Annotated in this window: 21 protein-coding genes; 11 read left to right on the top strand and 10 right to left on the bottom strand. The window is 70.8% G+C overall.

Annotation, left to right across the window (positions count from 1 at the left end; genetic code table 11):
- Positions 1-141 precede the first annotated feature (141 nt).
- Positions 142-2,934: a PQQ-dependent sugar dehydrogenase gene (locus BJ971_RS02350; protein WP_239087673.1), complete on the top strand. Its 2,793-nt coding sequence runs from the start codon at positions 142-144 to the stop codon at positions 2,932-2,934.
- Positions 2,931-4,601 carry a ThuA domain-containing protein gene (locus BJ971_RS02345; protein WP_184989282.1) on the top strand — a complete coding sequence of 557 codons (1,671 nt, stop codon included), beginning with the start codon at positions 2,931-2,933 and terminating at the stop codon, positions 4,599-4,601. The genes BJ971_RS02350 and BJ971_RS02345 overlap by 4 nt, the downstream gene beginning before the upstream one ends.
- Here BJ971_RS02345 and BJ971_RS02340 read toward each other — a convergent pair.
- The 3 genes from BJ971_RS02340 to BJ971_RS02330 are packed head-to-tail and all read right to left on the bottom strand — an operon-like array spanning position 4,598 to position 7,161.
- Positions 4,598-5,335, bottom strand: coding sequence for a Type 1 glutamine amidotransferase-like domain-containing protein (locus BJ971_RS02340; RefSeq protein WP_184989280.1), 738 nt, complete (start codon positions 5,333-5,335; stop codon positions 4,598-4,600). The genes BJ971_RS02345 and BJ971_RS02340 overlap by 4 nt on opposite strands.
- Complete coding sequence (locus tag BJ971_RS02335) at positions 5,332-6,165, bottom strand: nucleotidyltransferase domain-containing protein (protein WP_184989278.1); 834 nt, start codon at positions 6,163-6,165, stop codon at positions 5,332-5,334. The genes BJ971_RS02340 and BJ971_RS02335 overlap by 4 nt, the downstream gene beginning before the upstream one ends.
- A gap of 39 nt (positions 6,166-6,204) precedes the next feature.
- Positions 6,205-7,161, bottom strand: a complete 957-nt coding sequence (locus BJ971_RS02330; protein WP_184989275.1) for a G5 domain-containing protein — start codon at positions 7,159-7,161, stop codon at positions 6,205-6,207.
- Between the two features lie 291 nt (positions 7,162-7,452).
- On the opposite strand from BJ971_RS02330, the gene BJ971_RS02325 reads away from it, so the two are divergent.
- The 6 genes from BJ971_RS02325 to BJ971_RS02300 are packed head-to-tail and all read left to right on the top strand — an operon-like array spanning position 7,453 to position 10,528.
- The gene (locus tag BJ971_RS02325) at positions 7,453-7,911 is read left to right on the top strand and encodes a lamin tail domain-containing protein (protein WP_184989271.1); all 459 of its coding nucleotides are present in this window, start codon (positions 7,453-7,455) and stop codon (positions 7,909-7,911) included.
- Positions 7,912-7,929: 18 nt separating this feature from the next.
- Positions 7,930-8,418: a MarR family winged helix-turn-helix transcriptional regulator gene (locus BJ971_RS02320; RefSeq protein ID WP_239087672.1), complete on the top strand. Its 489-nt coding sequence runs from the start codon at positions 7,930-7,932 to the stop codon at positions 8,416-8,418.
- A 15-nt stretch (positions 8,419-8,433) separates the two neighbouring features.
- On the top strand, positions 8,434-9,045 hold the full coding sequence (locus tag BJ971_RS02315) for a ribonuclease FAU-1 family protein (protein WP_184989269.1): 612 nt from the start codon (positions 8,434-8,436) through the stop codon (positions 9,043-9,045).
- A 30-nt stretch (positions 9,046-9,075) separates the two neighbouring features.
- Entirely contained in the window at positions 9,076-9,429 is a 354-nt protein-coding gene (locus BJ971_RS02310; protein ID WP_184989266.1) for an ArsR/SmtB family transcription factor, read from the top strand.
- The gene (locus BJ971_RS02305) at positions 9,413-9,907 is read left to right on the top strand and encodes an SRPBCC family protein (protein WP_184989263.1); all 495 of its coding nucleotides are present in this window, start codon (positions 9,413-9,415) and stop codon (positions 9,905-9,907) included. Before BJ971_RS02310 ends, BJ971_RS02305 begins: the two co-directional genes overlap by 17 nt.
- A 21-nt stretch (positions 9,908-9,928) precedes the next feature.
- Positions 9,929-10,528: a phosphatase PAP2 family protein gene (locus BJ971_RS02300; protein WP_184989260.1), complete on the top strand. Its 600-nt coding sequence runs from the start codon at positions 9,929-9,931 to the stop codon at positions 10,526-10,528.
- Between the two features lies 1 nt (position 10,529).
- On the opposite strand, the gene BJ971_RS02295 is transcribed toward BJ971_RS02300, so the two are convergent.
- The 3 genes from BJ971_RS02295 to BJ971_RS02285 all read right to left on the bottom strand — a co-directional run bounded on the left by BJ971_RS02295 (position 10,530) and on the right by BJ971_RS02285 (position 12,785).
- The gene (locus tag BJ971_RS02295; RefSeq protein ID WP_203709518.1) at positions 10,530-11,876 is read right to left on the bottom strand and encodes an MFS transporter; all 1,347 of its coding nucleotides are present in this window, start codon (positions 11,874-11,876) and stop codon (positions 10,530-10,532) included.
- Positions 11,877-12,015: 139 nt separating this feature from the next.
- Positions 12,016-12,318, bottom strand: a complete 303-nt coding sequence (locus tag BJ971_RS02290; protein ID WP_184989257.1) for a DUF1905 domain-containing protein — start codon at positions 12,316-12,318, stop codon at positions 12,016-12,018.
- Positions 12,319-12,320: 2 nt separating this feature from the next.
- Entirely contained in the window at positions 12,321-12,785 is a 465-nt protein-coding gene (locus tag BJ971_RS02285; RefSeq protein ID WP_184989254.1) for a nucleoside 2-deoxyribosyltransferase domain-containing protein, read from the bottom strand.
- Positions 12,786-13,011: 226 nt separating this feature from the next.
- Here BJ971_RS02285 and BJ971_RS02280 point away from each other — a divergent pair, with 226 nt between their 5' ends.
- On the top strand, positions 13,012-17,703 hold the full coding sequence (locus BJ971_RS02280; RefSeq protein ID WP_184989251.1) for a tetratricopeptide repeat protein: 4,692 nt from the start codon (positions 13,012-13,014) through the stop codon (positions 17,701-17,703).
- 33 nt (positions 17,704-17,736) lie between these two features.
- On the opposite strand, the gene ychF is transcribed toward BJ971_RS02280, so the two are convergent.
- From ychF to BJ971_RS02265, 3 genes are read right to left on the bottom strand one after another with little or no spacing between them, the layout of a single operon-like run.
- Positions 17,737-18,822, bottom strand: coding sequence for a redox-regulated ATPase YchF (gene ychF, locus BJ971_RS02275; protein ID WP_184989248.1), 1,086 nt, complete (start codon positions 18,820-18,822; stop codon positions 17,737-17,739).
- Positions 18,823-18,833: 11 nt separating this feature from the next.
- Positions 18,834-19,973, bottom strand: a complete 1,140-nt coding sequence (locus tag BJ971_RS02270; RefSeq protein WP_184989245.1) for a hypothetical protein — start codon at positions 19,971-19,973, stop codon at positions 18,834-18,836.
- Positions 19,955-21,040: a helix-turn-helix domain-containing protein gene (locus BJ971_RS02265; RefSeq protein ID WP_184989242.1), complete on the bottom strand. Its 1,086-nt coding sequence runs from the start codon at positions 21,038-21,040 to the stop codon at positions 19,955-19,957. Before BJ971_RS02265 ends, BJ971_RS02270 begins: the two co-directional genes overlap by 19 nt.
- 244 nt (positions 21,041-21,284) lie before the next feature.
- Here BJ971_RS02265 and BJ971_RS02260 point away from each other — a divergent pair, with 244 nt between their 5' ends.
- Entirely contained in the window at positions 21,285-21,521 is a 237-nt protein-coding gene (locus BJ971_RS02260) for a hypothetical protein (RefSeq protein ID WP_184989239.1), read from the top strand.
- Between the two features lie 68 nt (positions 21,522-21,589).
- Entirely contained in the window at positions 21,590-22,087 is a 498-nt protein-coding gene (locus BJ971_RS02255; protein WP_184989236.1) for a GNAT family N-acetyltransferase, read from the top strand.
- Here BJ971_RS02255 and BJ971_RS02250 read toward each other — a convergent pair.
- The gene (locus BJ971_RS02250) at positions 22,084-22,776 is read right to left on the bottom strand and encodes a hypothetical protein (RefSeq protein ID WP_184989234.1); all 693 of its coding nucleotides are present in this window, start codon (positions 22,774-22,776) and stop codon (positions 22,084-22,086) included. The two genes, BJ971_RS02255 and BJ971_RS02250, sit on opposite strands and share 4 nt — an antisense overlap.
- Between the last annotated feature and the right edge of the window lie 10 nt (positions 22,777-22,786).

Below are 22,786 nucleotides of genomic sequence, written 5' to 3'. Positions count from 1 at the left end.
CCAAGTAACAGGCGGCGAGATCATCCCCGGGTTCTCGGCGCCTGGCCAGGGCTCGGCGTATCGGCGCAAGGTAGCCCAAACCTGGCAGCTCCCCTACGTCAGGAAAGGGACTGGACCCCTATGTCCGTCAGACATCGAAACATGCCCAGATTTAGATGTGCAGCGGGTGCCGCGCTGCTCATCGCCGCGACCCTGGTCGCCACGGCCGCGCCCGCCCAGGCACACGACATCAACCCCGCCGACTTCCAGCAGGTGACGCTCGCCAAGGGGGTCGCCGAGGTCGGCGAGCCGATGGCCATCGCCGTGCTGCCCGACTCCTCGGTGCTGCACACCGCCCGCAACGGCACGCTGCGCCGCACCGACCGGAACGGCACCACGACCGTCGTCGGCACGCTGGCGGTGTACAGCCACGACGAGGAGGGCCTCCAGGGCGTCGGCGTCGACCCCGGCTTCGCCACCAACCGGCAGATCTACCTCTACTACGCGCCGCCGCTGAGCACCCCCGCCGGCGACGCGCCGGCCACCGGCTCGGACTGGACCGCCTGGACCGGCGTCAACCGGCTCTCCCGATACACCCTCAACGCCGATTTCACCCTGAACACGGCCAGCAAGGTCGACGTCCTGGACGTGCCCGCCGCCCGCGGCCTCTGCTGCCACGTCGGCGGGGACATCGACTTCGACGCGGCCGGCAACCTCTACCTCTCCACCGGCGACGACAGCAACCCGTTCGACTCGGCGGGCTACTCGCCGATCGACGAGCGCACCAACCGCAACCCCGGCTACGACGCGCAGCGCAGCGCCGCCAACACCAACGACCTGCGCGGCAAGGTGCTGCGGATCAAGGTGAACGCCAACGGGAGCTACTCCGTGCCCGCGGGCAACCTCTTCGCGCCCGGCACGGCGAACACCCGGCCCGAGATCTACGCGATGGGCTTCCGCAACCCGTTCCGGATGAGCGTCGACAAGGCGACCGGCGTCGTCTACCTCGGCGACTACGGCCCCGACGCGGGTGCCACCGACCCGAACCGCGGTCCGAGCGGCCAGGTCGAGTTCAACCGGATCACCAGCCCGGGCAACTACGGCTGGCCGTACTGCACCGGCACGAACACCAGCACCGAGACCTACAACGAGTGGAACTTCGCCACCGGAACCACCGGCCCCAAGTTCGACTGCGCCGGCGGCCCGACGAACAACTCGTTCCGCAACACCGGACTGACCAAGCTCCCGCCGGCCCGCCCGGCCTGGATCCGGTACGCGGGCGACACGGGCAGCCCGCCCGAATTCGGCGGCGGCTCGGAGTCACCGATGGCCGGCCCGGTGTACCGCTACGACGCGAACCTGGCCTCGCCGACCAAGTTCCCGCAGGTCCTCGACGGGCACTTCTTCGCCGGCGAGCTGGGCCGCGGCTGGATCAAGCCGATCCACGTCGGCACGGACGGCTCGGTCGGTGCGATTTCGAGCTTCCCCTGGGTAGGTAAGCAGGTCATGGACATGGCCTTCGGGCCGGAGGGCTCGCTCTACGTCCTCGACTACGGCACCGGCTACTTCAACGGCGACGCCAACTCCGCGCTGTACCGCTTCGACTACCTGGCGGGCTCGAACCGGGCGCCGACCGCGGTGGCCAGCGCAAGCACGACGTCCGGTCAGGCGCCGCTGACGGTCGCCTTCTCCTCGGCCGGATCCTCCGATCCGGAGGGTGGGGCGCTTACCTACTCGTGGAACTTCGGCGACGGGACCAGCGCCGGCACCGCGAACCCGTCGAAGACCTACACGGCCAACGGGACGTACACGGTCACCCTGACCGCGCGGGACGCCGAGGGCCTGACGGGCACGGCCAACGTGACGATCACGGTCGGCAACACCGCGCCGACCGTAAAGATCAACAGCCCCTTCAACGGCTCGCTCTTCTCGTACGGCGCGACGATCCCGTTCTCGATCACCGTCACCGACCCCGAGGACGCCTCGATCAACTGTGCCGCCGTGAAGATGACCTACGTACTCGGCCACGACAGCCACGGCCACCAGATCACCTCGCAGAACGGCTGCACCGGCTCGATCACCATCCCGGTCGACGGCGAGCACGACTCGGCGGCGAACATCTTCGCGGTCTTCGACGCCGAGTACACCGACGCGGGCGGCCTGACCACGCACACCCAGCACACGCTCCAACCGCGGCACCGGCAGGCCGAGCACTTCAAGACCGCGTCCGGGGTCGACCCGATAGGCAAGACACAGGCCGAGGGCGGCGAGACCGTCGGCAACATCAACAACGGGGACTGGATCGCGTTCGAGCCGTACCGGCTGAGCAACGTCACGTCCTTCACCGCCCGGGTCTCCTCCGGCGGCGCCGGCGGCACGCTCCAGCTCCGGACCGGGTCGCCGACCGGCACGGTGCTCGGCTCGGCCACCGTGCCGGTGACCGGCGGCTGGGAGACCTTCACCGACGTCACGGGTACGGTCAGCGGCGCGCCGGCCAGCACCGGCACCCTGTACCTGACCTTCGCCGGCGGCACCGGCGCGCTGTTCGACGTGGACGCGTTCACGCTGAACACCGGGGCCGGCCCGATCGTCGGGCTGGCCGGCAAGTGCCTCGACGTGGCCGGCGGTGCCACCGCCAACGGCACCAAGATCCAGCTGTACACCTGCAACGGCACCGCCGCGCAGAACTGGACCGTCACCCCGAACGGCCCGGTCAAGGCGCTCGGCAAGTGCCTCGACGTGGCCGGCGGCGGCACCGCCAACGGCACGAAGGCACAGCTCTACACCTGCAACGGCAGCGGCGCGCAGACCTGGGCCGCCAACGCCGACGGCAGTCTGCGCAACCCGCAGTCGGCCAGATGCCTCGACGTCAGTCAGAACAACCCGGCCGACGGCCAGCAGATCCACATCTGGGACTGCCTGGGCGCCGCCAACCAGAAGTGGGTGCTGCCATGATCGGCAAGTTGCTAGCCGCCCTGATGCTGCTGCCCGCCCCAGCGGCGGTGGCCGACGACCCCTACGACGTGCTGGTCTTCTCCCGCACCGCCGGCTTCCGGCACGATTCCATCGCGGTCGGCACCCAGGCCATCCGTGACCTGGGCGCGGCAAACGGCTTCTCGGTCACCGCGACCGAGGACCCGGCGGTGTTCACCGCGGCCGGGCTGGCCGGCTACGAGGCCGTCGTCTTCCTCAACACGACCGGCGATGTGCTCGACAACACCCGGCAGGCCGCGTTCGAGAGCTACATCCGCGGTGGCGGCGGATACGTCGGCGTGCACGCCGCCGCCGACACCGAGTACGACTGGCCGTTCTACGGCCAGCTTGTCGGCGCATGGTTCGCGTCGCACCCGGCGATCCAGCCGGCCGCGGTGGTGGTCGGCGACCGCGGGCACGCCGCGACCGCGCACCTGCCGCAGCGCTGGAACCGCACCGACGAGTGGTACAACTACCGCACCAACCCCCGCTCCACCGCACACGTGCTGGCCACCCTGGACGAGAGCTCGTACACGGGCGGCGGCATGGGCGCCGACCACCCGCACGTCTGGTGCAAGACGCTGGACGCCGGCCGGTCCTTCTACACCGGCGGCGGACACACCCAGGAGTCCTACGCGGACCCGGCCTTCCGGGCACACCTGCTCGGCGGCATCCGGTACGCGGCCCGCGCGGCCAACGCCGACTGCCGCCCGGAGACCGGTTACACGACGCTGTACAACGGCTCGACCAGCGGCTGGTCGCAGGCGGGCCCGGGCAGCTTCACCAACAGCGACGCGACGCTCACCTCGGTGGGCGGCATGGGCCTGTTCTGGTACAGCGCCAAGCAGTTCACCAGCTACTCCCTGAAGCTGGACTGGAGGCTTGCCGGCGACGACAACTCGGGCGTGTTCATCGGCTTCCCGCCGTCGACGGACCCGTGGTCGGCGGTGAACAACGGCTACGAGGTGCAGATCGACGCGACGGACGCCGCGGACCGCACCACCGGCTCGGTGTACACGTTCAAGTCCGCCGACCTCGCCGCCCGCGACGCCGCGCTCAACCCGCCCGGCGAGTGGAACACCTACGAGCTGCTGGTCGAGGGCGAACGCCTCCAGGTGTTCCTGAACGGCACGAAGATCAACGACTTCACCAACACCGACCCGGTCCGCTCGCTGGCCGGCCACATCGGCCTGCAGAACCACGGTGACGGCGACGACGCCTCATTCCGCAACGTCCGGATCAAGGAGCTCGGCGGGCCGCCGGCCGACCGCACCGGCCCGATAGTCGGGCTGGCCGGCAAGTGCCTCGACGTGGCCGGCAGCGGCACCGCCAACGGCACCAAGATCCAGCTCTACACCTGCAACGGCACCGGCGCGCAGCGGTGGACCGTCACCCCGAACGGCCCGGTCAAGGCGCTGGGCAAGTGCCTCGACGTGGCCGGCGGCGGCACCGCCAACGGCACGAAGGCGCAGCTGTACACCTGCAACGGCAGCGGCGCGCAGAACTGGTCGGCCCAGCCCGACCAGACCCTGCGCAATCCGCAGTCCGGCAGATGCTTGGACGTGAGTCAGAACAACCCGGCCGACGGCCAGCAGATCCACATCTGGGACTGCCTCGGCGCGGCGAACCAGAAGTGGGTCCTGCCCTAGTAGTCGAGCACGCGGGTGGGCAGCGGCGTCTCGGTCACCGAGCCGTCCGCTGCCCGCCTGAGCTCGTAGCCACGCGGGCCCTCCGCGTCGGCCACGACCTCGGCCAGCCGGGTGCCGCGATAGACCAGCCCGGCGCCGTCGTCGGTCGCGTAGCCGTCGCCGAGCGTCCCGTCGCCGATCAGCTTGTGCATCATCGGCCGGCGCTGCTCCTCCGCGTCGTAGTGCACCCCGTTGCTGTACGGCAGCCAGCCCAGCCCGTCGGTGAACGCCCGCAGCTCGGGTCCGAAGCTGTCGGTGCTGCCACCCTGGTGCCAGCAGATCGAACCGGCCGAGACGCCGCCCAGCACGACCCCGGCCTGCCACGCCTCGTGCAGGATCTCCTCGATGCCGTGCACCCGCCAGACCGCGACCAGGTTGGCCACGCTGCCGCCGTTGACCCAGATCACGTCCTGGTCGAGCAGGTGCGCGCGGATGTCGTCGTGGTTCGGCATCGGGAACAGTTGCAGGTGCGAGGCCCGGTAGCGGGTCCTGGCGAACGCCGCGTAGGTCGCTCCGATGTAGTCGACGGGGTCACCGATCGCCTGGTGCAGGAAGCAGATCTTGGCCGTCTCGCCGGCGTTGGCCAGCTCCGCGGCGAAGTGGTGGATCGGCCCGACCCGCAGGTCGAACAGGCCGTACCGGCCGCGGCGGAATCCGGCGCTCGTGGCGAGGATCGTGGGTTCGTCGGCTGTCATCGCGTCATCATGGCGCACGCGTCGGCGGTGTCCAGAACGAGGTCGACGGCGGCGTCCAGCGCCGCGGCGAGGCGCATCGGGTCGCCGTTGAGATCGGCGAAGACGGCGTCGACCCGCTCGGCGAAGTGCGGCGGCGCGCCGGGCAGGGCGGCCGCCGCGGCCACCGCGCCCTTCTCATTGATCAGCCAGCGCCCGGCCGCGCCGTGCAGCGCGTGCGCACACACCCCCACCAGCCGGAACAGGCAGCCCGCCAGGTAGGCCGAGTCGCCGCGCGGCACCGCCTTGCGTGCCACCCCGGCGAGGAAATCGGCCTCCCACAGGCCGGCGACCAGGCTCTCGCCCAGCGCCGGCGGAAAGACCAGGGCCCGCTCCTGCAACGCCGCCAGCTCACCGCTCGGATCGGCCAGGATCACCCCGAGGGCGACCTCCCCCGCGTACGCGAAGTCCGGCACGCCGAGCGGGTGGCCCGCCTGCGCGTGGAACGCGTACCGGCCCAGCTCCGCCTGTTCGCACGCCTGCCGGACCCGGCTCACGTCGCGGTAGATCCAGTCGACGGCCGCGCCGTCCACGGTCAGCCAGCCGCCGCCGTCCACCCACGGCCCCCACTCGCCGGGCGAGGTGACCCGGGCGGCCGGGCCGCCGAAGACCCGGGCCAGCCCGGCCAGCGCCGGAACGTCGAGCGGTGCGCGGTAGTAGACGCCCAGGTCGGTGTCGGAGTCCGGGGTGTGCGTGCCCCGGGCCCGGCTCCCGCCCAGCAGGACGCCGGTCACCCCGGGCACCTCGGCCAGGGCCGCGGCGAGCTCCTGCAACCTGGTATCGCTCAACGCCACCCGGTCATCCTGCCGCACGGTCCGCCGGGGCCGGGCGGATTACCCCTGCTTGCCATCCGATCGCCGGTCGCCCGCCGCGGCATCCGGCGTGGCGGCCGCCACGGGTTCATTCGCCGCGTCCTTCTTCGGGTCGTCCTTCGGGTCGCCCTTCGGCACCACCACGCAGGGCAGCGTGAGCTGGAGCTCGTCGATGTCGGCGGCGGTGAGCAGGCTCAGGTCGCCGTCGATGAGGTCCTTCTCGGACTGATCGCCGCTGCCGTCGACGCAGGCCGTGCCGCGGGCCAGGCCGATGCACGGCCCGAGGCGGAGCTGGCATTCCCGGCGGCCGTCGCGCCCGCCGCCGAACGGGCCGGTGACGCGCCGGTTGCCGAAGGCCACCACCCGGTGCTGCGGCTCGCGGGTGACGTTCGAGTCGATGAGCCGGCGGCCCGTCTCCCTGCTGCCGGTGAACGTCACCTCGTAGTGCAGCACCCGTTCGCCGGGGATGCCCGGCGTCTGGATCCGCCGGCTGCCAGGCGGCATCGACGGGTCCCTGATCAGCCTGGTCCGGAACGGGATCGCCTCGGACTCCGAGACCCGTTCGACGTGCACCACCGGGCCCGCGGGCCCGGCCGGCCCGGCCGATCCGCCCGCCGAGGCGCCCACGGTGGCCGGGTTCCGGCCGCTCGGTGCCGTCCGGCGCGGCGTCCGGGTGCCGCTCCGATCCGCCTCGCCGGGCGTCGACCGGCCGTCGTCCGCCGGCACCGCCGCACGGGCGGAGTTCGGCAGGCCCGGCCTCCGCTCACCCGTGCTCCGGGCCGCGCGTACCCGGCCGGCCGCGTCCTTGGCGGCGGCCTTCCGGTCGGCGGCGTGGCCGGCGGCCTTCTGGGCACCGAGCTCCGCGTCGCCGGCCGGCGGCAGCTCGACGACGGACGAATCGCTACCGACGGCGTTCACCACTCGCGTGTCCGTGCTCGTCAGGGCGGCGATACCCGCCGCCGAACCGGCCACGACCATGAGAGCACCGAGCCCGGCAGTAGCCATCCGTACGCCGAATGGCAGCCGCGCCCACAGCGACTTTCGCGGCGTTTCGAGTAGATGCTGCCAGGAATCACTAGATGTCTGGTTTAGCACCAAAGCATTGTGCTTCGGGTAGCTCGCAAGACCAGCGTCAGAGCCGTGCCCGAAAGGATGACCACCGGCCTTGCGACGGCTATCCGACACCGCGGGGGAGCTCGCACTCCCCGTCCCCGACCGGCCCGCGCGCGGGCAGAGAATTCCCGCACACCCACGAAACATGGAGGTACGGTGCGCAGAACGATCAGCATCCTCGCGGCGGCGACCACGGCGATCGCCGGCTCGCTCGCGATCGGCGCCCCGGCACCGGCGGCGACACCGAGCCTGCGCTTCCACGGCGCACAGTACGACTCGCCAGGCAAGGACACCCGCAGCAACGCGAGCCTCAACAACGAGTGGATCTCGCTGATCAACAGCGGCGCCAAGCCGGTCAATCTCAGCCGCTACACGATCCGCGACGCGTCGAACCACGTGTACACGTTCGGCAACGTGACGATCGCCGCCAAGGGTGGCCGCATCTGGCTGCACACCGGCAAGGGCACGAGCAGCGGCCGCGTCGTGCGCTGGGGCAGCGGGAACTACATCTGGAACAACACCGGCGACAAGGCGACGCTGCGCGACGCCGCGGGCAAGAACCTCGACACCTGCTCCTGGGGCTCGAAGATGGACCGGGTCTGGGTCGCCTGCTGACGCCGTACCATCGGTGCCGTGTCCGCCGTCCCGCCCGTGCCGCTCAGCGGCGAGGAGCAGGCGGTCATGCGCGCCTTCGGCCGGCTGATCCAGGTCCTGCCGCGCCTGCTCGACGCCGACCTCGAGCGGGACCAGCGCATGTCCCTCAGCGAATACACCGCCCTGCGGCACCTGTCGGAGGCCGAGGACCGGCTGATGCGGATGAGCGAGCTCGCCGCGGCCTGCGACATGTCGCTGAGCGGCATGACCCGGCTGGCGAGCAAGCTGGAGTCGCTCGGCTACCTGCGGCGGATCCGCTGCGAACGGGACGCCCGTGGCTCCAACGCGGTGCTCACCGACGCCGGCCTCGCCCGGCTGCGGGAGGCCTGGCCGGATCACCTGGCCAGCGTGCGGCGGCACATCTTCGATCACCTGGAGGGCATGGACCTGCGCCGGTTCGCCGCGGCCCTCGAAGCAATGACCGGTTCGGCCGGTCCGGCGTGCAATGGTGATCCACATGACGACTGAGGACCTACCGGCCGAGTGACGTTCGAACCCGGGCAACCGGTCGTCCGGCGCTTCCTGCACACCGACCGCCGCATCGCCGCCGCGCAGGCCGCTCTTGTCGTCGCGGACGACGCGGACGGGCTGCTGCTGTGGAGCGACATCGGCACCGAGACCATGCGGCGTACCGATCTGGCCGGCGCGCCGACCCGCCACCTGAGCATCGCCGCCGAGGTCGCGATGCCCACCATGCTGAGCCCGAGCCACCACCGGGGCTTCCGCTCGCTGCTGCTCATCCCGCCCGGCGCCGCCCATTCGGTCTCGTGGAACTGGCTCGCCGACGGCACGTTCGCCGGCTGGTACGTCAACCTGGAGACGCCGGCCCGGCGCTGGCCCGGCGGGGTGGACACCCGCGACCAGTCGCTCGACGTGCTGGTCGGCGCCGACCGGGGCTGGCGGCTGAAGGACGAGGAGGACCTGGCGGCGCTGGACCCGGCGGAGGCGGCGGCCGTCCGGGCCGAGGGCGGGCGGGTGACCGGGCTCGTCGACGCGGCGGCGTTCCCGTTCGACGGCAGCCGGCTGGACTTCCGGCCGCCCGGCGACTGGACCCCGGCGACGCTCCCGCCCTGGTGGGACGCCGTACCGGCTTGACGTATGCCGTTATGGGTATACGATCGACCCATGGCACGAGCGGCGACAACCACGGACGCCTTCAACGCGGTGGCCGAGCCCCGGCGGCGGCAGATCCTCGACCTCCTCGCGGCCGGCGAGCGGCCGGTCAACGACCTGGTCGACCTGCTCGGGCTGGCACAGCCCCAGGTCTCCAAGCACCTGCGCGTGCTGCGCGAGGTTGACCTGGTGCGGGTCCGCGACGAGGGCCGGCACCGGATGTACCGGCTCAACGCGGAACCGCTGCGGACCATCCACGACTGGCTCAGCGGATACGAGCGGTCGTGGAACACCCGGTTCGACCTCATGGACGACGTACTCGACGAGCTCAAGAAGGCGGAGGAAGCAGATGACGACCACCGGTAAGGGCACGGCCAAGGTCACGCTGCCGGCCGACAACCAGATCCTGATCACCCGCGAGTTCAACGCGCCGGCACGCCTGGTGTGGAGGGCGTACACCACGCCGGAGCTCATCAAGCGGTGGTGGAGCGGCGACCACGGCACCGTCACGATCGCCGAGGTCGACCTGCGGGTCGGCGGCGCCTGGCGCTACGTGATGGAGGCGCAGGGCGGCTTCGAGGTGGCCTTCCACGGCGTCTACCACGAGATCCAGGAGCCCGAGCGCCTGGTCAACACGGAGGCGTACGAGGGCATCCCCGACCCGGACGAGCACGCGGCCCTGGTCACGACGACCCTGATCGAGAAGGACGGCCGCACGTTCATGGAGATGCTCGTCGAGCACCGCGACCAGGCGGACCGGGACGCGCACGTCAACTCCGGCATGGAGGCCGGCATGCAGGTCTCGCTCGACCACCTCGAACTGGTCGCCGCCGCACTGACCTGACGACCCTGCCATCATGGGGCCGTGACCACCGCCGGGACCCTCGCCAGTGATCGCCTGGCCCGGATCACCTCCGAGGTGCTCGCGCCCGCCGTCCTGGTCGCGGGCCTGATGCTGGCGGTCGGCTGGCACGCCGGCGACGAGCCCGGCGTGTCGCGCTGGTGGGGACTGCCCGGCGCGCTGTTCGCCGCCGGCATCCCCCTGGCGTACGTCCTGCGCGGCGTCCGGACCGGACGGTTGACCAGCCACCACATCCCGGAACGGGAACACCGCCGTGGCCCGCTGCTGTTCGGGATCGCCTCGCTGGCGGTCGGCCTGCCGGCGCTGGTGCTGCTCGGCGCCCCCGGCGACATACCGGCGCTGATGGCCGCGGGTGGCGCGGGCCTGCTGGTCTTCGCGGTGGTGACGCACTGGTGGAAGATGTCGATCCACGCGGGCGTCGCCGCCGGCACGGTGGCGACGCTTGTCGCCGTGTACGGCCCGGTCGCCCTGGCCGGCGTGCCGGTGGCGCTGCTGGCCTGCTGGTCCCGGGTACGCCTGTCGGCACACACGACACCCCAGGTCGTCGTCGGCGCGCTGGTAGGCGCACTGATCGCCGCGACGGTCTTCCCGGCGCTGCGCTGACTCAGGCCCTGCCCACCCGCAGCCCGATGAGGATCACCACCACCCCGAGCAGGCTGGTGAAGGCGAACGCACCGCCGAACGACAGGACCGTGAACAGCAGGCCGCCGACCGCCAGCGCCGCGCTGCCGCCCACCGCGTCCGTGATGCTCTTCGCCGCGGTGTTGAAGCCCTGCTCCCCCGTCGCCGAGAGGGCCAGCACCAGGGTGCTGATCCGCGGATACAAGGTGCCCATGCCGGCGCCAGCCGCGAACCAGCCGACCGTCGCCGCCGCGGGCGGCAGGTGCAGCACCGCGGTCGCCCACTCGATGATCGCCCCGCCGGCGAGCAGCACCGCGCCGACCCGGATCGCCGTACCCGGATCGAGCCGATCGCCCAGCCGGCTCTGCACCGCCGAGGCCAGCGCCCACGAGATCGCGCCCGCCGTCAACGTGACGCCGGAGAGCCAGGCCGGCAGGCCGTAGCGGTCGTGCAACAGCAGCGGCAGGAAGGCCTCGGTGCCGAAGAACACCCCGCCGGCCACGCCGCAGATCGCAACGGTCGCCGGCAGCCCCCGCCTGATCCGCAGCGTGCCGGGCGGCACCAGATTGCGCAGCGCGACCCCGATGACCAGCAGAATCACCGGCACCAACAGCCAGGCCGTCGCCGGCTCGAACTCACCGAGCGAGCTCAGCACCACCACGCTGACCGACACCACGGCCGCCTCGGCCACCCGTCGCGCATCGGCGGCCGACGGCGGCACCCGATCGGCGCGGGCCCGGTCGCGGCCGCGCAGCGACGGCAGCACGAGCACGGTCGCCACGGCGACCAGGACGAGCACGCCGAGGAACACCCAGTGCCAACTGAGCGCGTCGGCGACGAGCCCGGCCGCGAACGGCCCCACCAGCGACGGCAGCACCCAGGCGGACGCGAACGCCCCGAAGATCTTGATGTGCAGCCCCGCCGGGTAGACCGCAGCGACGAGCACGTACAGCGCGACGGTCTCGCCACCCGCGCCGAGACCCTGTAGGAAGCGCCCGGCCACGAACACCGGCATCGCCGTCGCGGTGCCGGCCAGGGCGAGCCCGAGCGCGAAGATGCACACGGAGGCGAGCAGCGGCACGGCCGGCCCGCGCCGGTCGGCCCACGACCCGAACGCCACCATGCCGACAACCCCGGCGGCGAGCGTCGAGGAGAACGCCAGGGCGTAGAGCCCACGCCCATCCAGGTCGGCGGTGACGATCGGCATGATCGTCGTAACCGCGAGCGACTCGAACGCGGCCAGAAAGACCAGGCTCCAGGTGCCGACGGTGGTCAACGCGTAAGGGACTTGCAGGATGCCGGCCGTCCGGGTCTCACTCTCCACGCTCACCGCCCGAACCTAGGACCTCAACCCACCTTCAGGTCAACGGGAAGCAGTCTCGATCTGGATGGGCTGGTGCCCGGCCCGACGAGATGATCAGCGCGCAGCGGCACGGCCGGACCACGCCGGTCGGCCCGTCATCCGAACGTCAACCGGCGGTGGCGTCTCGCCGGGCAGGGCGCAGGATCACCGTCACGACGTCGCCTTCGCCGATGCCCTCGGCCCGCCTCACGGCATCCTTGAGCGGAACCAGGTAGCGGCCGTCCCGGGGGAAGAGCGCCGTCGTGAACTCCGTGCCGCCGATGACGACATGCACCGGCACCTGGCCCCAGTAGATCAGCGACCGCGCCTCCTCCTTGAGTTCGGCGCTGCCGTCCTCGGACATGGCCACGAAGTAGAACGGCGCCGGCCCGCGCCATTCGATGATCTCGCCCTCGAACTCCCACTCCACGGCTACGCGCCTGACCAGGTGCTCTTGGTAGTCGAGGTCGCCGCGCAGGTGGATGCGAGGTCGGCGTGCACCGTCAGGCCGGGGCGGGCGAGCCCAAGCTGCTGGACGACATCGAACCGGCGCTCGTAGCCCGGATCGGCGCCGACCACGAGCGGCTTGTCGGAGGCGGCCCAGCGCCCCAGTTCGTACAGCGCGATCGGTTGCGTCGTCTCGGACGAGAACCAGAACAGGATCGCGGCGGCGGCCGCGAGCTGGTCGAATTCCCAGCGGATCTGCCGGACGCCCTCGGCGTCGTCCCCCATAGGGAAATTCACGCGCCGCGGGTTGTAGATGGCCGGCCACAAGGGCCGCAGGTAGTCGATCGCCTCGCGCTGCCAGTCACGCACCCCGCTGATGCCGCCGGCCAGAAAGATGCCCGGCCGAGGCGATGGCACGGGCCGCTCCGGGGCAACCACCACGGTCGTCATCGGCCGATTCTAGGGGCAGACGGCGGATCCCATGAGCCATCCGGCCGAGACCACAGTGGATGGACCGGGCGCACCCGAATCAACTCGGCCCGTTGCGTCCGCGAGAAGTACGAAGGCCTCCGGCCGTCCGGGTCCGGTTTCGGATGTAAACGGTCGGGGGGTCGTGTTCCGGGGTCGTCTGCTTCTAGGGTGCGGTGGCTGCTGGTAACGGCGAGAGGCGAAACTAGTGATCAACGGTCTCGTGGTTGACGACGCGGGTTTTGAGGTTCTGGCTGGCGGAGAGCGGGTCGGGCCGCGCCGGTTGCTGGGGCCTGAGGATGCGCGGACGTTGCGCGAGCTCGCGGACCGGTATGTGCGGGCGGTGTATTCGGCCGCCGACGACGCGGAGTTCGTCGGGTTGGGCCAGGAGCTGTTCGGTTGGCTGGACGGCGATCATCGGCAGTTGAGCACGCTGTTGGAGCGGGCGGGCGCGCCGGTGGTGTTCGAGGTGCAGGGGCCGCGGCGGCCTTCGGATGCGGCGTGGGCGGTGCTACGGGCCCCGTTCGAGGTGTTGGCCGGCCCGGACGGGGGTTTCCTGGCCGCGGACCAGTTGTCGCGGTTCGAGGTGGTGCGCCGGCTGGGGAACCCAGAAGGGCCGACAGCCTTGGACGGGTTTCGTCTGGGTGTGATGTTCATGGCGTCGTCGCCGCGGGGGCAGGTGGAGCTGGATTTCGAGGCGGAGGAGTCGGCGATCCTGGACGCGGTGGGTGATCCGCGGATCGATCTGGTCGTGGAGGACACCGGGGATCCGGTGCAGTTGGGTCATCGGCTGGCGGATCTGGGTGGGATGCCGGTGGTGCACCTGTCGTGTCACGGGGTGAACAACTGGCGGGCCGGGCCGGGTGTGGCGGGTGTGCCGGTGTTGCTGATGGAGGACGAGCTCGGTCAGGGCCGCCCGACGGCGGCGCCGGAGTTGGTGCGGTTGGTCGACGGGAAGACCCGGCTGGTGTTCGTGTCGGCGTGCCTGACAGCGACCGGTGCGGACACCGACGGGCATCTACCGGCTGGTCCCGGCCGGCGTGCCGGGGCGGCGGTGGGTGCGGGTGGGGTGGTGGCGCATTCGATGGCGACCGGGCTGGTCGCGGCGGGGGTGCCGGCGGTGATCGGCTGGGATGGGTCGGTGACCGATGGCGCGGCGATCCTGTTCGCGCAGGAGTTGTATCGCCGGTTGCGGGATCGGGCGCCGTTGGCGGTGGCGGTCGGTGACGCCCGCCGGGCGGTCCTGGCCTCGCCGAACCCGCGGCTGCGCGAGGACTGGCATCTGGCGCGCGTCTGGCTGGGTCCGGACGGGGGCGGGCCGGTGGTGTCCGGGACACGTAAGCGGACGCTGTTGTCGGCCGGGCACGCGACCAAGACGTTCCTGGACAAGAAGAAGCAGCATGTGCCGGTGGCGGAGCCGAGCATGTTCGTGGGCCGGCGCCGCGAGTTGCGGCAGACGTTGCAGGCGTTGCGTGCCGGTGAGCGGGCCGGGGTGTTGTTGCACGGTCAGGGCCGGTTGGGTAAGTCGAGTCTTGCGGCGCGGATCGCGGACCGTTTCACCGATCGGGCGGTGGCGGTGGTGTTCGGCGATTACAGCGCTCTGGGTGTGCTGGACGCGATCGCGGTGGCGGTGCAGACCAACCCGGCCGCCCGAGAGTTGATCGAGCAAGGTCTGTCGGCGGTGCGGCAGCGGCCGGAGGCGTTGGAGTCGGTGCTGGTGGATCTGTTGTCCGGGCCGTGCGCCCAGACGGCCGACGGGCAGCGGCCGCTGTTGTTGATTGTGGATGACCTGGAGCAGATCCTGGAGCCGGATCCAGCCGGCCTGCACCGGGTCGCGGCCGGGGTGGCGCCGGTGCTGGCCGCGGTGTTGCGGGCGTTCAGCCCGGATGTGACGGACAGCCGGCTGGTGGTGACCAGCCGGTTCCGGTTCACCCTGGACGGGTTGCAGGACCGCCTGGAGGCGGTGCAGTTGGAGCCGTTGTCGGCGGTGGCCCAGCGCAAACTGGCCCGCCGGCAGCAGGCCCGCACCACCGACCAGCTGCGAGAGGAACGCCAGCAGCTCGCGGAACGGGCGGTGGCGGTCAGCCGGGGCAATCCCGGCTTGCAGGATCTGATCGGCGGGCGGCTGGTCTACAGCCAGGCGGTCGACGCCGCACGGGCAGAAACGGCGGTGGCCGGGATGGAGGCCTACCTCGACCGAGGCCGGCTGCCCTCGGACACCGAGGTACGCGAGTTCCTGGAAAACCTGGCCCTGGACACCCTGATCGACCAGGCCGGACCGGCCCACACCGCGCTGCTGCGGCAGCTGACCGTCTTCGACCTGCCGGTGCCCGACGCGGTCGCGGAGGTCTTGGCCACACGCACAGGCGGCTCGGCTGAGCGGCTCTGCGGACTCGGCCTGGCCGACGTCTTTCCCGACGGGTACCAGCCGGACCGGCCGGCAGTCGCGGTGAACGCATTGACCGCCGGCAGGCTCACCCCACTGACCGCCGACGAAAAGGCCGAGACCGCTGCCGCGGTGGTGGAGCCGTTGCACACCGCGTGGGGCGGGCCGGCGCCCCGCAGCGTTCGGGATCCGCTGTTGGCGTTGCAGCTCACCCGTCTCGCTCTGCTCGCCGACCAGCCGACCGTGGCCGCCTCCTGCGCCGCCGAGGCGGTGCAAGCCCTGCGGACCGGGCCGGCGATCGACGCGGCCAGGCTCGGCTCGGAGGTTGTCGCGCTGCTCGACCGCCACGGGATGCCCGTGCCGGCGGTGCTGCTTCGAGGGGTCGCCACCGCCGCCGCTACCAGCGGTGACGGTGACACCGCCGACGCTCTGCTCGAGCGGGCGGTCCAGAGCATGGCCGGCACTTACGAATCTCGCGCTGATCCACTCGATCTCGCCCGCACGCTCGGCGAGCAGGCCCGGCGGCTGGTCACCCGCGGCGACCCCCAGCAGGCCGAGCAGCTGCTGCGCCGAGCTCACCAGCTGTTCACCGCCGCCGGCTCCGAACGGGAGGCTGCGACCATCGACGGCGAGATCGCGGCCATCCTGTTCCGGCGGGGTGAATACGACGAGGCACTCCGCATCCGCCAAGAAGTGCAGCTACCGGTCTACGAACGGCTCGGCGACACCCGCTCGACCGCGGTCACCTGGGGCAAGGTCGCGGACATCCTGTTCCAACGGGGCGACTACGACGAGGCACTCCGCATCCGCCGGGAAGTGGAGCTGCCGGTCTATGAGCGGCTCGGCGACACCCGCGCCACCGCGGCCACCTGGGGCAAGGTCGCCGACATCGTCTTCCAACGGGGCGACTACGACGAGGCACTCCGCATCCGCCACGAAGAGCAGCTACCGGTCTACGAACGGCTCGGCGACGCCCGCTCAACGGCGGTCACCTGGGGCCAGGTCGCCGACATCCTCTTCCAAAGGGGCGAATACGACCAGGCACTCCGCATCCACCAGGACAAGGCGCTACCGGTCTACGAACGGCTCGGCGACACCCGCGAGGCCGCGGTCACCTGGGGCCAGGTCGCCGACATCCTCTTCCAAAGGGGCGAGTACGACGAGGCTTTACGCATCCGCCGGGAAGTGGAGCTGCCGGTCTACGAACACCTCGGCGATGCCCGCTCGGCCGCGGTCACCTGGGGTCAGGTCGCCGACATCCTCTTCCAACGGGGCGAATACGACCAGGCACTCCGCATCCACCAGGACGAGGCGCTGCCGGTCTACGAACGGCTCGGCGACACCCGCTCGACCGCGGTCACCTGGGGCAAGGTCGCCGACATCCTGTACCAGCGGGGCGAATACGACGAGGCACTCCGCATCCGCCGAGAAGTTCAGCTGCCGGTCTACGAACGGCTCGGCGACACCCGCTCGGCCACGGTCACCTGGGGCAAGGTCGCCGACATCCTGCACCAGCGAGGCGAATACGACGAGGCACTCCGCATCCGCCGAGAAGTGGAGCTGCCGGTCTATGCGCGGCTCGGCGACACCCGCGAGGCTGCGGTCACCTGGGGCAAGATCGCGGACGTCCTGTACCAGCGAGGCGACTACGACCAGGCACTCCGCATCCACCAGGAAAAGGCGCTACCGGTCTACGAACGACTCGGCGACGCCCGCTCGACCGCGATCACCTGGGGCAAGGTCGCCGACATCCTCTTCCAACGAGGCGAATACGACCAGGCACTCCGCATCCACCAGGAAAAGGCGCTACCGGTCTACGAACGACTTGGCGACGCCCGCTCGACCGCGGTCACCTGGGGCAAGGTCGCCGACATCCTCTTCCAACGGGGCGACTTCGACCAGGCACTCCGCATCCGCCAAGAAGAGCAGCTACCGGTCTACGAACGGCTCGGCGACACCCGCGAGGCCGCGATCACCTGGGGCCGGGTCGCGGACATCCTGTACCAGCGGGGCGAATACGACGAGGCGCTCCGCATCTACCAGGAAGCGCAGCTGCCGGTCTACGAACGGCTCGGCGACGCCCGCTCGACCGCGGTCACCTGGGGCAAGATCGCCGACATCCTGTACCAGCGAGGCGAATACGACGAGGCACTCCGCATCCGCCGAGAAGAGCAGCTACCGGTCTTTGAGCGGCTCGGCGACATCGAAGGCACAGCCTCCACCAAATGGGGCCAAGCACAGATCGAACTCACCCAGCAGGAATACCAGTCAGCGGCCGACCATCTGGCCGAAGCTTTTCAAATCCTCAATCGGCTCCAACGCCCCGACGGTATCGCCATCGTCGGGGCGACGTTCGGCGAGCTCCTGCTGGCCGCGGGTCAGCTCGATGCGGCGAAGGCGGTACTCGAAACCAGCCTCACCGCGGCACAGACGATCGGCAGCCCTCGGGCAGTCGCGCGCATCAGTAACCTCCTGAGCCGCGTCGACTCGCCCTCAGGCCCTCCGGACTCTTGACCGGTACGCGGCTCGGCCGGGGGAAGCCCGGAACTACACGTTGAACCTGAACTCGACGACGTCGCCGTCCTTCATGATGTAGTCCTTGCCTTCCATGCGGACCTTGCCGGCGGCCTTGGCCGAGGACATGGAGCCCGCCGCCATCAGGTCGTCGTAGCTGACGATCTCGGCCTTGATGAAGCCGCGCTGGAAGTCGGAGTGGATCACGCCGGCCGCCTCGGGTGCGGTCGCGCCGACCGGGATCACCCAGGCGCGGGCCTCCTTCGGGCCCGCGGTCAGGTAGGTCTGGAGGCCGAGGGTGTTGAAGCCGACCCGGATGAGCTGGTTGAGGCCCGGCTCGGTCTGGCCGGTCGACTCCAGCAGCTCCATCGCCTCGTCGTCCGGGAGGTCGATCAGCTCGGACTCGATCTTCGCGTCCATGAAGACCGCCTCCGCGGGTGCGACAAGCGCGCGCATCTCGTTCAGGAACGCCTCGTTGCCCAGCTCGTCCTCGTCGACGTTGAAGACGTACAGGAAGGGCTTGGTGGTCAGCAGGTGCAGCTCGGCCAGCAGGTCCAGGTCGATGCCCGCCGCCTTCGCGCCCACGTACAGGGTGGTGCCCTCGTCGAGCAGCTTGAAGGCGGCCTCCGCGGCCGCGACCACCGGCAGGCGGTCCTTCTTCAGCTTGGCTTCCTTCTGCAGGCGCGGCAGCGCCTTCTCGACCGTCTGGAGGTCGGCGAGGATGAGCTCGGTGTTGATCGTCTCGATGTCGTCTGCGGGGGCGACCTTGCCGTCAACGTGCAGCACGTTCGGGTCGGAGAAGGCGCGGACCACCTGGCAGATGGCCGAGGCGTCGCGGATGTTCGCGAGGAAGGCGTTGCCGCGGCCCTGGCCCTTCGACGCGCCGCGCACCAGGCCGGCGATGTCGACGAATGAGACCGGGGCGGGCAGGATCTTCTCGGAGTTGAAGACCTCGGCCAGCTTCGTCAGCCGCTCGTCGGGCAGCCCGACCACGCCGACGTTGGGCTCGATCGTCGCGAACGGGTAGTTCGCGGCGAGCACGTCGTTCTTGGTCAGGGCGTTGAAGAGGGTGCTCTTGCCGACGTTGGGCAGGCCGACGATCCCGATGGTAAGGCTCACGAGGGGCCAGTCTACGTGGCGGGCAGGTGCACGTACGCCTTGAGCCCGAGGGCCGCGAACGCCGCGACCGGGTCCGCGTGCCGGGGCAGGCCGGCCTGGAACCGTTTCCAGACATCGAGGTCCGCCTGCCAGGCGGTCAGGTACCGCACGCAGAACGCCGGATCGATGATCTGGCAGCGGCCGCGGGCGACCTTCAGCGCCTGGATTATCCGGGTACGCCGCTCGTCCGGGCGGCTCCGGTCGAGCCGGGCCAGGATTTCATCGATCATGGCGACCCGGTTGTCGAGGAAGGCGCGCCAGAACCGCTCGTCCGCGGCCTGCATGGGGCGTTCGTGTTCCGACAGCGAGAAGAGGCCCTCGGCGAGGCAGTCGCCGAACTCCTCGGAGCGCGCCCGCTCCGGCGACAGGTACGGGTCGTAGGGCTCCTGCGTCACCCGCCCGTGCACGGCGACCTGCTCGACGTTGCGGCGGCCGACCAGAAAGAGCCAGTCCTCGTTGTAGACGGTGGGGAAGAACGGGGTGCGCGCGTTGACCCGTACGGCCATGGCGCCGCCGCCGACGAAGACGTCCTGCGGCAGGCCGACCTCCCGCCGGGCGTGGCAGACGACCGAGTTGTCGGGGAAGCCGACGTTGCGCATCGCCGAGACGTTGTAGTCGCTGAGCAGGCCGCCGGCGGCGCGGATGGCCTCCGGCCGGAGGCCGGTGAGGTCGTCGTCGAGGAAGGCGATCCGCTGCCAGCGCAGCATGCGGGCCACGGAAAGGCCGAGGTTGCGCTTGATGCTGACGTCGTTGGCGCGGTTCAGCTTCTTCTCCGCGGCGAGCAGGGTGTCACAGCTGAAGTTCGGCAGTTTCGCCTGGTCGGTGACGTCGACGGCGACGACCGGCGCGTCGAGGAGCTGCGCCTGTTTGCGCACCACCTCCGCGGACGACCAGCGGCTGCACAGCGCGATCATCGGCCGCTGGAGTTCCCGGGCCAGGAGCATCGAGTCGCGCATGGTGGCCGGGTTGCGGACCGTCGGCACCACGATGGCGGGCACGTCACCGGGCGTGACCTGGGTCGGGTGCGCGAGCAGGTGGCCGTGCGAGTAGCGGTGTCCCACGGCCCGTACGGCGGGTAGTTGCAGGGCGGCGGTCATCCCGCGTTCGACCACTCGTGCAGGACCGTGCCGGGCAGGGTCCAGTCCGGGGTGATGACCTCGCCGGCGACGATGCTGACCCGGGCCAGGATGCTGTACGTGTCCTCGGGCCGGTACCGCTGCTCGATGTAGGCGCGGTTGCGGTCGCGGAATCGCGGGTCGGTGAGGGTACGCACGGCGGCGTACGTGCCCCGGCCGTAGTTGCCGTTGCAGATGGTGACCGACCTCTTCCGGTTGAACGGGTTCGGCGCGCGGCAGAACTGGGCGACGTCCTCGATCAGCCGCTGGCCCGGCGGGTCGACCTCCAGCCTCGACGGGAAGACCGTCGCGTTGCCGTCCTGGTCCACTACCCGGAAGGAACCGACGTCCGGATCGCTGCCCTCGCGACGGTCCTGTGCGACCGGGAGCTCCAACGACTGCATCACCCGGCGCGTCATGGGGTTCCAGTCGACGCCACCCAGAAGGACGAGGTGGTTGGTGACGTCGTCCTGGGTCAGCTCGTCGGCGAGTTTGCGCCGCACGGAGACCCCGGGGTTCGCGGCGTACACGTGGCCGTAGAGCTCTATCAGGGCGTCGAGGTCCGAGTAGCCGTACAGCTCGACGTAGTCCGGGCTCTCCGGTGAGGTGTAGGTGTCGCTGGCGCGCAGGTTGGCGGGCAGCCGGGCGCAGACGAGCGTGATGGAGGACTGGTCCGGGAAGTGCCACATGCCTTCCCAGGGCGACCGGGTGGTCAGCTCGTCCGACCTCGACCGGCTCGGCGGCTGGTTCGGCCCGGCCGTACGCAGCTGGAGCAGCTCCCGGAACAGGTCCTCGAAGCGGTCGAGTTCGTCGTCGCGCAGGTCCTGCCGGGTGAGCAGCCGCGGGTGCCCGTCCGCGAGCGAGCGCGGGCTGGCGAAGAACCGGGCGTAGGCGTTCAGCCATTCCTCGGACGGCTGCGCCTTGCCCTTTTCCCAGGAGGAGACGAGCGGAACGCTGCGGCCCAGCGCGGAGGCGACCACTCCCTGGGTCACGGCCCGGTCAGCGAATCCGGTCTCGCGCAGCGCACGCAGGCGCGCACCGAGCCGCTTGCCGTCGTCAGCCATCGCAGTCCTTCAGTCGAAACTTCAGTCTTCACTGAACGCAGATACTCGCACTCGTGAGTGTCTTGCTTCAGTTCAGACTGAAGTTTAGCTTGAAGACAGAAGTTATCCGAACGTTATTTCGGAAGGAGGCACACCGGCAGACGGCGGCACAGACGACAACACCCTCGGTGGCCGCCGAGGGTGCAGTCAGGGCATTTCACTTCAGTGGCAGCTCACATCCACTTGCCTGCAGAAAGAAGCCACCATGACCACATTAACCCTGGACTCCCTGCTGTCAAATTCCGCCGCGGACCAGGACGGCACGCTGAGCGCGCTGATCGTCTTGATGATCCTGGTGATGGTGGTGCTCGTGCGGTTGTTCGGCGGGATGATCGCGCCGTTCAAGGAGGTCGTGAAGGCCGCGCTCGCCGCGCTCGGCGCCCTGCTGCTGGCCGGCGCGCTGGTCGTCATGCTGGTCACGGCGCTCGTGATGTCCGCGTAGTGGCCGGTCTCTCGGACGGGCACCGGCCCCGGGGTGACGGTTGGCGCATCGACCGGCACGATGATCCCGTGGGGGACCTACAGGGATTGCGCATCGCACCGCGGGTTCCCGGAGACATCGACCGGCTGGGCCGCACGTTCGGGCCGTCCGCCCGCGCCTACTACCTCGACCGGTCCCGCCGGCAGGGCGTGCTGCTCGTCGCCCGGGTCGGCGAGCGGGCCGTCGGCGCGGCGTTCGTGTCGACGGAGCCGGCGCCGGAGTCCGCGATCATCCGCCACCTGGGTCGGGTGCCGATGCTGCACCGGCTCATGGTCGACGCGTCCCTGCGCCGCAAGGGCGTCGGCACGAAGCTCATCGCCGCGGCCGAGGCCGAGCTGCGCCGCAGGCGGCTGTGGCGGGTGGCCGTCGGCGTCGACGTCGACAACGCCAGCGCGGCCCGGCTGTACCGCCGGCTCGGCTACCGGGAGTGGGCACACGGGCTGCTCGAGACGATCCGCGAGGACGTCAAGGACGGCAAGACGATCGCCGTGCCGGACGTGTGCCACGTATTCGTGAAGTACCTCTAGCGGACCAGGACGCCCAGCGGGTTGTCGGCCATCGTGCGCAGCTGGGCGGCGAGATTGCGGGCGTCGCCGTCCGGGTTCGCCTCGATCGCCTGCGCCAGCGCCCGCAGCTCGGGCGGCGGGAGCTGCGTCATGCCGACGCCGTGCAGCGGGATCGTGATCGTCGGCCCGCCGGCCGGGTCGCGGGCGATGAGCGTCGGTAGCCGTTCGATCGTCTCGCGGGAGGTCTCCCGGTTGCGCCGGAACGCGAGCGCGCCGACCGTGATCGTTGCCGTCGCCAGGTCGACCGTGCGGGCCCGGAACGCGCGCCGCACCGTCGCCCGCGTGCCCTCGAGCCAGGCCGCCGTCCGCAGCGCGCTCAACGCCAGGTAGAGCCCGATGACGATGAACGGTATGCCGATCAGCCCGATCAGCCGCATCGCACCGATGCCGTCGTCGAAGCCGGAGCCGCCGGTGAACCAGCTGCCGTTCGACACGCAGTCCCGGACCGACTCGGGCAGCAGGTCCCGCGGGATGCCGGCCAGCTCGTCCGCCGACGGGCAGGACTCGTCCGCGCTGATCACGCTGCCCAGCCAGTTGTCCGCGATGAGCGGCAGCACCAGGAACGCCGCGCCGCCGGCCGCGAACAGCAGGCCGAAGACCGCGCCGACGACCTTCTGCGCGGGCGGGGCACCGATCGACAGTTTGATCACGCAGTGAAGG

Origin of the sequence: Amorphoplanes digitatis, assembly GCF_014205335.1 — a bacterium.
Lineage (GTDB): Bacteria > Actinomycetota > Actinomycetes > Mycobacteriales > Micromonosporaceae > Actinoplanes > Actinoplanes digitatus.
This window is presented reverse-complemented; position numbering and strand designations above follow the sequence as displayed.

Excerpts from the sequence above, each read along its gene's own strand:
- BJ971_RS02265 (WP_184989242.1), bottom strand. The coding sequence starts at position 21,040 with ATGGCTGACGACGGCAAGCGGCTCGGTGCGCGCCTGCGTGCGCTGCGC.
- BJ971_RS02310 (WP_184989266.1), top strand. The coding sequence starts at position 9,076 with ATGGCACGAGCGGCGACAACCACGGACGCCTTCAACGCGGTGGCCGAG.
- BJ971_RS02350 (WP_239087673.1), top strand. The coding sequence starts at position 142 with ATGCCCAGATTTAGATGTGCAGCGGGTGCCGCGCTGCTCATCGCCGCG.
- BJ971_RS02330 (WP_184989275.1), bottom strand. The coding sequence starts at position 7,161 with ATGGTCGTGGCCGGTTCGGCGGCGGGTATCGCCGCCCTGACGAGCACG.
- BJ971_RS02260 (WP_184989239.1), top strand. The coding sequence starts at position 21,285 with ATGACCACATTAACCCTGGACTCCCTGCTGTCAAATTCCGCCGCGGAC.
- BJ971_RS02345 (WP_184989282.1), top strand. The coding sequence starts at position 2,931 with ATGATCGGCAAGTTGCTAGCCGCCCTGATGCTGCTGCCCGCCCCAGCG.
- BJ971_RS02305 (WP_184989263.1), top strand. The coding sequence starts at position 9,413 with ATGACGACCACCGGTAAGGGCACGGCCAAGGTCACGCTGCCGGCCGAC.
- BJ971_RS02340 (WP_184989280.1), bottom strand. The coding sequence starts at position 5,335 with ATGACAGCCGACGAACCCACGATCCTCGCCACGAGCGCCGGATTCCGC.
- BJ971_RS02285 (WP_184989254.1), bottom strand. The coding sequence starts at position 12,785 with ATGACGACCGTGGTGGTTGCCCCGGAGCGGCCCGTGCCATCGCCTCGG.